This window comes from Caldisphaera sp. (assembly GCF_023256325.1).
Lineage (GTDB): Archaea > Thermoproteota > Thermoprotei_A > Sulfolobales > Acidilobaceae > Caldisphaera.
In genome coordinates, this window is sequence record NZ_JAGDXI010000018.1 from 44859 (window position 1) to 55214 (window position 10356).

At 30.2% G+C, this 10356-nt stretch carries 8 protein-coding genes; 4 read left to right on the plus strand and 4 right to left on the minus strand.

What is annotated here, in order from left to right:
* The first annotated feature begins 424 nt into the window (after nucleotides 1-424).
* The gene (locus Q0C16_RS03090; protein WP_292319575.1) at nucleotides 425-1411 is read left to right on the plus strand and encodes a TIGR00269 family protein; all 987 of its coding nucleotides are present in this window, start codon (nucleotides 425-427) and stop codon (nucleotides 1409-1411) included.
* Nucleotides 1412-2461 carry a radical SAM protein gene (locus tag Q0C16_RS03095; RefSeq protein ID WP_292319576.1) on the plus strand — a complete coding sequence of 350 codons (1050 nt, stop codon included), beginning with the start codon at nucleotides 1412-1414 and terminating at the stop codon, nucleotides 2459-2461.
* Between the two features lie 45 nt (nucleotides 2462-2506).
* On the opposite strand, the gene cas4 is transcribed toward Q0C16_RS03095, so the two are convergent.
* The 4 genes from cas4 to Q0C16_RS03115 all read right to left on the minus strand — a co-directional run bounded on the left by cas4 (nucleotide 2507) and on the right by Q0C16_RS03115 (nucleotide 7589).
* A complete protein-coding gene (gene cas4 / locus Q0C16_RS03100; protein WP_292319577.1) occupies nucleotides 2507-3178 on the minus strand; it encodes a CRISPR-associated protein Cas4 in 672 nt (223 codons plus the stop codon).
* Nucleotides 3127-6303: an isoleucine--tRNA ligase gene (gene ileS / locus Q0C16_RS03105; protein ID WP_292319578.1), complete on the minus strand. Its 3177-nt coding sequence runs from the start codon at nucleotides 6301-6303 to the stop codon at nucleotides 3127-3129. The genes cas4 and ileS overlap by 52 nt, the downstream gene beginning before the upstream one ends.
* 9 nt (nucleotides 6304-6312) lie before the next feature.
* Entirely contained in the window at nucleotides 6313-6564 is a 252-nt protein-coding gene (locus tag Q0C16_RS03110; protein ID WP_292319579.1) for a hypothetical protein, read from the minus strand.
* 131 nt (nucleotides 6565-6695) lie between these two features.
* Entirely contained in the window at nucleotides 6696-7589 is an 894-nt protein-coding gene (locus Q0C16_RS03115) for a hypothetical protein (protein ID WP_292319580.1), read from the minus strand.
* 201 nt (nucleotides 7590-7790) lie between these two features.
* On the opposite strand from Q0C16_RS03115, the gene Q0C16_RS03120 reads away from it, so the two are divergent.
* A complete protein-coding gene (locus tag Q0C16_RS03120) occupies nucleotides 7791-9704 on the plus strand; it encodes an arginine--tRNA ligase (RefSeq protein ID WP_292319581.1) in 1914 nt (637 codons plus the stop codon).
* Nucleotides 9705-9818: 114 nt separating this feature from the next.
* Nucleotides 9819-10356: aminotransferase class I/II-fold pyridoxal phosphate-dependent enzyme (locus tag Q0C16_RS03125; protein WP_292319582.1), on the plus strand; the 538-nt coding region annotated here is incomplete at its 3' end.

Consider the following 10356-nt stretch of genomic DNA (forward strand, 5'->3'; position numbering starts at 1 on the left):
GTGGGGAACATAACGGGTATGTTAAATATGTGTTAAGTATTCTCGCACCGATACATATCCCTGGGTCCCTGGGAGATGGGGAGCAGAGAGTTCTCGGTAGTGAGGGATAGGGGTAATGGGTTGAAGATCTAGCAGTGGTCTACAGTTAAAACTAATGGAGCGTGGTGGCTTTTAGATACTAGCTATGAAGTGATGAAGATGAAGGCGGTAAACTATAAATCTGTGAACCATTCTGGGGAACCCTCATCCTTTAGGGCAGGGAGGAGGTCAGCAGTTAATTTTTTATAGATTACTAAACATTTATAATTTTTTAAAATGAAAAATTATTTTTAAAATTGTTAATTTCTATAAGAAAAGTTAATACCCTTAACTTTGTAATTAATCTATGAAAATAAAATAGCGTATAGCAAATTCGGTGAATCTGATGAAAACATGCGATGTTTGCAAAGTTAGACCAGCAGAGATTTATCAACAACATTCCAATAGAAAGCTGTGCAAAGAATGTTTTATTGAAGATATAAGCAATAGAATTGTTAATGAGATAAAAAGATGGGATATGATAAAAAGCAATGACATAGTAATGATGGCTCTAAGCGGAGGTAAAGATGGATACGTCATGTTAGATGTACTAAGCAGATATTTTTCAAAATCAAATAAGCTTATCGGACTAAATATTATTGAAGGAATTCATGGATATAATAAAGAAGAAGATGCAAAATTTTTAGTTAACACAGCTAAAGAGTTAGGAGTTGATATAATTGTTACCAGTATAAAGGATTATATAGGCTATAGCATGGATGAAATATTTAATAAATCAAGAGAATCCAAGAACTATTTCACACCATGCACGTATTGTGGTGCATCTAGAAGAAGAATAATGAATTATTATGCAAGAGAAATGGGTGCAACAAAACTTGCTACAGCACATAATCTTGACGATGAAGCTCAAACAGCTATAATAAACTTAATGAAAGGGGATATAAATAGCTTACTAAAGCAGCACCCAAATGCAAGTGTTGCCGATGATAATATGCTAGTAAAGAGGATAAAACCTTTAAGGAAAATATATGAATGGGAAACAGCTACTTTTACATTTATAAGAAAGTATCATATTCAACAAACAGAATGTCCTTATATTGAATTAGCCCCTACGCTAAGAGCGATCGTGAGAAGAGAACTTTATAAATATGAAAAAGAAAATCCCGGGATTTTAATAAAATTTATTGAGACTTTAGATCAAATCTTAGACTACGTACATCCCCATGAGATTTCTACAAAACTAAATAGATGCATAAAATGCGGGGAACCTACGACGTTAGGAAGGAATTTATGCAAACTATGTGAACTTCTATCTAGCATAGGTATTGAAAATCCCAACTATACTCTTAGAATTCCTAAAAAAGTGATTTAAATGAATTGCGATATAAAAATTAAAAATGTTTCAAATTTTTATGGAAGACCAATTTATTACATAAATAAACCATTTCCGTTAATGGGTCATATAGCTTTTGGATTAATCGATAGAGGAACTAATATAATACAAGTAAGACCTATTAGCACATGTTTTCATAACTGTATTTTTTGTAGTGTTGATTCTGGCCCTAATTCGAAATTTAGGACATCAGAATACATAGTGGATGAAGAGTGGCTTTTTGAATGGGTCAAAAACATAGCGTCAATTAAAAATGATGAAATAGAAGTTTTAATAGATGGTGTTGGCGAGCCAATAATGCATCCAAAAATAATTAAATTAATATCATTAATTAAAAAAATTCCAAATGTATATAGTATTGCGATAGAAACCCATGGAGGATCTTTATCTTTACCTCTCGCAAAAAAACTCGATAAAGCAGGATTAAATAGGATTAATTTGAGTATTGATTCTTATACTAAAGAAAAAGCAAGATATTTGGCTGGTGTAGAATGGTACAATTCATTAAAAATACTTAAAATTGCAAGCGATATAATAAAAGAAACCAATATTGATATAGTATTGACACCAGTTGTCATACCAGAAGAAAACGAAAATGAAATGAGATATCTAATAGAATGGGCTAAGGAAAACAAAGCCGGAGTTAAAAGCAATTATCCAACTGGAATTTTAATACAAAAATTTGAAATTCATCACTTTGGAAGAAAGCCAAAGAAAATAAAGCCATGGTCATGGCAAAGATTTTACTCATGGCTAAAATATCTAGAAAATGAATACGACTACAAATTGCTTGTAAAGCCTGAAGATTTAGGGTTTAAAAAATCTGTAAAAATAGATGAACCATTTCATATTAATGATAAAATAAAAATAAAAATTGTTGGAATAGGGTGGCTTAAAAATGAATACTTAGGCGTCGATGAAAATTGTATTAGAGTGATTTCAGTTATATCTAAAGAAAAAATTAATAATTCAACTATAAAGGCAAAAATTATAAGAGATAAAGACAACATATTTGTTGCTAGGCTGTAATAAAGTATAACATTAATTAATTAAAATTCTAAGAATTAAATTTTATCAATATATTAAATTAAGGTTTTCTATCCAACTACCAGGCTCAAATAATTCTTGCTTATCAGATTCTAACCCCTCATCCAATGAAAAACATTCTTGTTTATATGGACAGCTATTACATCTATTACCTCTTTTAGCATAAGGTAATATATTGCTATATTTTACTAAAAGCATCTCATCTAAAGCCTTCATAAGCATTGAAATAAGTTCAGTGTCTAAATCGAATACTTTTGATTTATTTGGATATCTTATTTCTATTTTAGCTTCTTTTAGATTTTTTTCTCTAATCAAAATTATGCTATATGCGACCGCTTGCATAATGTCGCTAATCCAAGCCCCTTTGTAAGGAGGTTTAGAACTTTTCCTTTCTATTATGTATGCTGATGATTTATCTATTTTAAATGCATCAGGTCTTCCCCTTATTATTAAATTTCCTAGATCTGTTTCTATGGGTATCTCATACGAATATTTTTTAATTATATCTCTTAGCCTGAAAGCATAGTGAAAAATACTACCAAAAAATAATCGAATCCTAGTTGTGATACTTTTTCTTTTCCTTATATGTGTTTCAAAGAAATAAACCCTTGGACAATAAAAATATGAATGTAACTCACTTGGATGTATTACTGCTTTAGTTTTATTCCTATTATTATCCGTCTTTCTTCTACCTCCCATTCCTTCGAATAGGAATCGTCTGGTGGGCTGATGTAATTTATCGATTTACTTCTAGTTTCATTTTTAATATAACCTTCCAAAGCTTTAATATTATATAAATATTCGTTATCATCAGTTGTTATCCAAGTTTCTATATAAGCATCTACTGGAAGTCCTAATTCTTTTCTCATATATTGAATTCTTCTTATAATATCTCTTGCTAATCCTTCGCTATGCTCTTCTTCACTTACTCTTTTATCAATTGCTATAACTCCAATATCAGATTCTGATACTTCTAACCATTCAGGATAAGTGGCTTGTATTTTGAAATGCTTAGCTTCTAATTTAATTTTTTCTCCATTTATGTTTAATTCATAATAACCGTTTTTTACTAATGACTGTCCAATTTCTTCTTCCTTGTTTTTTACTTCTTGAACTATCATAGGCAAAATTTTCTTAAAAGAAGGGCCTAGCTCCTTATAATTTGGCTCCAATTTGTATATCTTTGCTTGCTCAAAAAACTCTTTTCCTACTACTTGTATATCTTTTACATTTGCCATTTCTTTTATATAAGGTTTCATTTCAATAATTATATCCTTTATACCATTTTCATGAGTTGAAACTATTAAACTTTTTATCGGTAATCTTATTTTAATCCCCGCTTTCATTCTAGCTGACAAAGTATTTTCTATAATTTTCTTTGCTAATTCCATTTTTGATTCTAGCTTCTCGTCAATATAGCTTAAATTAGCATCTGGAATTTCTAATAAGGATATACTTTCAGGTAAATTAGGTTCTGCAGATCTAACAAATTTTTGATATAGATATTCGCTAATAAATGGAATTATTGGCGTTGATAATAACAACCAATTCTTTAATACATAATAAAGCGTTGCATATGCTGCTCTCTTGCTGGGGGTATCTTCATCTTCCCATACCCTTTTTCTTATAAGTTTCAGATACCAATGACTTACATCTTCAACTATGAAATCAATAACTAATCTTGCAGCATTATGAACTTCTAATGATGAATAATATTTGTTAAAATTCCTTATTAGGTTATTTAATCTTGATAAGAGCCATTTATCTTCAATTTCTAACGTAAGATTGTCTAATTTAATATTGTTTGGATCAAATTTGTCCAAGCTCATATACATAGATGCAAACGAAAATACATTCCATATTATAGTGAAATTTCTTGAGAGTTGCTCAATTCCTTTCCATGAAAACTTTAAATCTTCCCATGTTGTATTTTGTAGCACATAAAGTCTGACCACATCCCTAGGCTCTTTTGACATTAGTTCTTCAAAAGAGACATAGTTACCAAGGGATTTGTGCATTTCTCTTCCTTGCTCATCCAATACAAAACCATGTAATAAAACCCTCTTATATGGTACACTATCAAAACCAATAACGCCACTCCTCAATAAACTGAAGAACCATCCTCTCGTTTGATCATGACCTTCTAATATCAAGTCTGCAGGAGATAGATTTTCATAAAGATCTTTATTTCTAGGATAATTCAGACTTGCATAAAAAGCTATTCCGCTATCAAACCAAACATCTAATACATCACTTACCCTTTTCATTTGGCCTCCACACTTAGGACATTTTAATATGACTTCATCTATCCACGGCCTATGCATATTAGAAGGTCTTTTACCATTTAATTTTAATATATCATCTAAACTTCCTATAACTTCTATATGGTGACAATTCTCACATTCCCATACAGGTAATGGTATTCCCCAAAATCTTTGTCTACTAATTACCCAATCTCTTACATTGCCAACGATATTCATAAATCTGTCCTTTGCCCATTGAGGAACCCATTCTGCATTATTAGCTTCATTAATTAGTTTTTCCTTTATCTTAGAAACCTTTATAAACCATTGTTCTGTTGCCCTTAATAATAAAGGTGTTTTGCATCTCCAGCATACAGGATACCTATGTTTTATTTTACCTAAATGCAGCAATGCTTTCTTTTCCTTTAAATCTTTTAGTATTTCGTTGTTTGCATCAGTTCTAAAGTATAGTCCTGCATATTTACCTGCATCTTCGATCATAAATCCTTGATCGTTAACAAGACTTATTAAAGGTACACCTAATTTACTACCAACAATAGCATCTATTTCACCATGTCCAGGAGCAGAATGCACTAAACCTGTACCTTCACCGCTAACAACTGCTTCTGGAGCCATTACAACCTTATGATATTTCTTAAGTTCATTTTGCGCTTTAACCAACTCCTCTAACGGATGTACATATTCTAATCCTTCAAGTTCTTTTCCCTTAAATTCTTTAATTATTTTATATTCTTTAATTCTAGATTCTTCTACAACTTTATCAAGCCTTTCTTTAGACAATATTAATTTTTCATTATTAGCTTCTATCATAACATAATCTATATCAGGGTGAGCCATAACGAATGCATTAGCGGGCAATGTCCACGGCGTTGTTGTCCATATTAGTAAATATGTATTTTCCTCGTTTTTCACTTTAAACTTGACATAAACTGATGGATCTTCTAGCTCTTTATATTCAGAAACTTCATAATCAGCTAATGTAGTTTCGCATCTTGGGCACCAATGTAAGACATTTTTCCCTTTATATAAAAGGTCTTTTTCATATGCTTTTTTTATCAAATACCACCCTGATTCAATATATGAATCTTCATAAGTCAAATATGGGTTGTCCCAGTCCATAAAAACTCCAACTTCTTGGAAATCTTTTGTCATTGCACTAATGTTTTCTTTTACAAAGGCTAGACATCTATTTATGAAATTATCAACACCAATTTTATTAACTATATCTTTCTTGTTATTTGAGCCTAGCTCTTTTTCTATCATAACTTCTATTGGTAATCCATGAGTATCAAAACCTGGTTTATCCCATACGTTAAAGCCTTTCATTCTATAATACCTTAGCAGGGTATCTTTTAACACCTTATTCCAAAGCGTTCCTACATGTATTGTTTTTGCATTAGCATAAGGTGGCCCATCTAAGAAATAGAACTTTTTATTAGAACGATTGCTTTTTTCTTTTATTTTTTTGTATATTTCTTTATCTTTCCAGTAATTCATAACCCATTCTTCTATGCTTTTTTGATTATATTTTTCCTTTGTTAATTTATCATCTATTATCAATTTTAATCATCACCTAGTTGTGTCTATAAAATCAACTCTAACATATTGAGATCCTGTCAATGAAGTGATTAAATTCTTTATTTCACCCAAATACGAATCACTATCTAAATATAACTCTATAGCCCTAAACTCATCTATTACATTTGATTTTATAACATTTACCTGAGAATTGTACTTGTCTTTTAAGATTTTCACAATATTTTCAAAGTTTTCCTCATTAAACTCTGTAAAATATATCCTATATAGTTTCTTATGCTGCAATCTCTAATCCCTCTCTAATCCTCACAAAATATACACATATAGGTAGAAAATTAATTTTTTGTTTTGGAAAAAGGTGCTTGTTGTACAATCTCTATACTTGCCATAAAAATTTTGATATTTATCATTATTAATTATTTTCTATCCATAACCTTTAGTTTTCCCTTTCTTAAATCCCATACGGTTTTTACTAAGCTACCTATCCCTATTGCACCAACAACAAAAATTACTAGTATAAATCCTATGTCTATTGCGTTTAAATTCGGTATTGAAAGACCAGTTGATATTGCAAAGCTATCTATAGATGGCATAAATATAATTAATAAGCCTATTAATGAAAAAGCTATACCTCCATAGTATAGTGTACTCCCTGCAGTCTTGCTGCCAACGAATTTAATATCATTTTCTGTATAACCCATTTTTCTCATCATTCCTCCAAAGAAAGCGCCAAGAATAACTTGCATTGTCATAGTCCCTAGTCCAAAAAATAGTCCAGGCAAAGGCGCATAAATTAATGATGGTACTTTAGGCGCTAAAATAAAGGTTATTATAGAAGCATATGCGCCAAATCCAAAACCAGCTACTAATCCATGGATAATAGTCATTTTTAATGGCACATCTTTAGGTATTTCAACTCTTTCTGCTTCTTCGGTATGCCTACGAGTTGGTATAAGATGTATATGTATATATTTACCATGCAATACATACGACCCTGCAATTGCCATTAATATTCCTACAACTATATAAACAGGACCATCCAAATTGTAGACCTGATAAATTTTTGCTAAGCCAATATACCCAATAGTTGTTAAAAAAGCTCTTTGAATGGTAAAACCTAAGGAAAACAATAGTCCTGCTAGTAATCCACCTTTGGTACTATATTTGCCTATAGCATAGCTAAAAGTTATTGGCCAAGTGTGTTCATCAGGAGTAATTCCATGTAATATCCCTAAAATATAAGATATAAAAATAATTGAAGCTAAAGTTAATGTCCCCGTTGGACTTAATATGTATTGTAATAAGTTCATTATTACTCACCTGTGCACATTATTCCAATAAATATAAATTAAATGTGCACCTATATATTTGTTTCTACATATCATTAACGCTGAAATATAGAATTGTATTAATTTAAATGCAAAAGAAATTTATAAATTGTATTTCAAATAATTAAAATTCTGATAATATTTATATCTACTATAAACTAATTAGAATAAGAGGAATAGAAAATGGATAATCCATTTGTAAAGACTATAGATATAATAGCAGAAACAATATCAAATGAATTAAAAGTAAATCAAGAAGAAGTTTTCAGATTCTTAATGGAACCGGTAAAAGAAGAATATGCCGACTTCTCTTTTCCTATAAAAAGATTTCTAAATAAACCTGAAGATCTAATATTTAAAATCTATAATAATTTAGACAGCAATAACTTAAAATTAGTTGATATAGAACCAGTATCTGGTTTTCTAAATTTTAAATTTAAAGAAGAAAGATTATTTGAGAAAATTATAGACTATGTAAAAAATGGAGGGGTTATAAAAACTAAGAAATCAGATAAACAATTAACAATAGTTGTTGAACATACTAGTGCAAATCCTATTCACCCTTTGCATATGGGACATACAAGAAATACTTGTATTGGAGACACACTTTCAAGGCTATTAAGTGCTAGAGGACATAAAGTTAATAGAAGATTCTATATTGATGATATGGGAAGACAGGTAGTTATTGCTGCTCTAGGATTTAAGATAATTAATGAAAACCCACTTGAACTATCTAAAAAAGTTAACATAAAACCTGACAAATTAGTCGGTTGGATATATGCTGTTTCCAGCACAACATTAGATGCTTTAGAAGCCAAGAAGAAAAATAATATGGAAGAAGCTGAAAAACTCGCAGCTGTTTTAACAAAACTAAAATCGCAAGATCCTAGCAATCTCTTTGATAAGCTATTTTCAGGCTTAAGCTCGTTAAGTGATCCAGAAAAAGAAATTTCAAATATTATGCTAAATTACGAAAAAGGTTTGGATCCAGAAAAATCATTAATAAGATCAATGACAAAAAGCGTTTTAAATGGATTTATGGATACTTTAAATAAACTAGATATTAACTTTGATAATTGGGACTGGGAAAGCGACATAGTATGGAATGGTTTGGTTGATAATGTAATAAATTTAGCAAAAAATAACAAATATTTTACAAAATTTAAAGATGCCGATGCTTTAGATATTCCTTCTATAATAAACGAGTTAGTAAAGAATGATCAACAAATATCAAAAATAATAAACTTGCCAAAAGGATTTGAATTGCCTCCTTTAATATTAAGAAGAAGTGATGGATCAACACTATATACTACAAGAGATATTGCATATTCTATTTATAAATTTAATGAAACAAAAGCTGATAAAGTTATTAATGTAATAGGAGCAGATCAGAGATTACCACAGCTACAAATTAGGCTTGCATTACTAGGTCTTGGTTTTAAAAAAGAGGCTCTAAATCTAATCCATTATGATTATGAAATTGTTAGGCTTCCAGGAAAGTCAATGCATGGTAGAAGAGGAGAATATGTTACCCTGGATGAAGTTATAGAAGATATTAAAAATAAGGCTGTAGAAGAGCTTAAAAATAGAAATCCAAATATAAGTAACGATAGTGCAAACGAGATAGCAGAAAAGATAGCAGTTGGAACATTGAGGTTTTCCATGGTTCAACTAAATTCTATGAAACCATTAACTTTCGACATATCCAAGGCTATTAATTTAAAAGAAAACAGCGGTCCTTATTTACAATATACATATGTTAGAGCATTAAATATATTAGAAAAACACGGCAAAATAAATTATGATGCAATTAAAAATGATACAATTAATCATAAATTAAGAAGATCGATGTTAATAAAAGCACTTAAGTTCCCATTAATTGCAGCAAAAGCTGCTGATGATTTATCACCTGAAGATCTAGTTAGTTATTTAGTTTCATTATCTGATCAATTTAACCAGTGGTATGAAAACGATAGTGTTATAAGAGAAAACGATTATGGGATCAAAGAAGGGAAAGCGTTATTGGTTGAATTAGTAAAAAATACGTTAGATGAAGGATTATATTTGTTGGGTATACCTAGGTTAAACAAAATATAAAAATTACTAAACATCATTTTAGTTATATTATAATACAACTTAATCTGTTAAGAAAAAACCAAATAAAAATTATATACCACTATTTTTCCAACTACAACGAGACAGGTGCTAAGAATGGATATCTATGAAATGTTAAATACTGATATCAAAATAAATATGGCATTCGGATATCCAGGATCCGAACCCTTACAACACAAGAAAATCTCTAAAATATTGCATGAATCAATAATTAATGAAGGAGAAGCTGCATTACAATATACTCCAGCAACTGGGTTGAGCTATGTAAGAAAAACTATAAAAGATTATTTAATTAATAAGGGAATAGTTATGAATGAATATGACGAACTTATTCTTACCCCAGGTGGAATGTCTAGCATATACTATACATTCTTTTCAATATTAAACCCTAAAGACTATATAGTAGTTGAATCTCCAACATTTACAGGTGCTCTTGATGCAATAAAATTCGTTAAGGCTAAACCACTTCCTATTGATATTGATGAAGATGGATTAAAGGTAGATAACCTTGAATATAATATTAAGAAAGCTATAAATGATGGGAATAAAGTTAAGGCCATATATACAAATCCTACGGCGCATAACCCAACTGGAGTTATTATGAGCGATGATAGAAGAAAGCAATTAATAGAAA

Coding starts and splice junctions, on each gene's coding strand:
- Q0C16_RS03090 (WP_292319575.1), top strand. CDS start 425: ATGAAAACATGCGATGTTTGCAAAGTTAGACCAGCAGAGATTTATCAA.
- Q0C16_RS03095 (WP_292319576.1), top strand. CDS start 1,412: ATGAATTGCGATATAAAAATTAAAAATGTTTCAAATTTTTATGGAAGA.
- cas4 (WP_292319577.1), bottom strand. CDS start 3,178: ATGGGAGGTAGAAGAAAGACGGATAATAATAGGAATAAAACTAAAGCA.
- Q0C16_RS03115 (WP_292319580.1), bottom strand. CDS start 7,589: ATGAACTTATTACAATACATATTAAGTCCAACGGGGACATTAACTTTA.
- Q0C16_RS03120 (WP_292319581.1), top strand. CDS start 7,791: ATGGATAATCCATTTGTAAAGACTATAGATATAATAGCAGAAACAATA.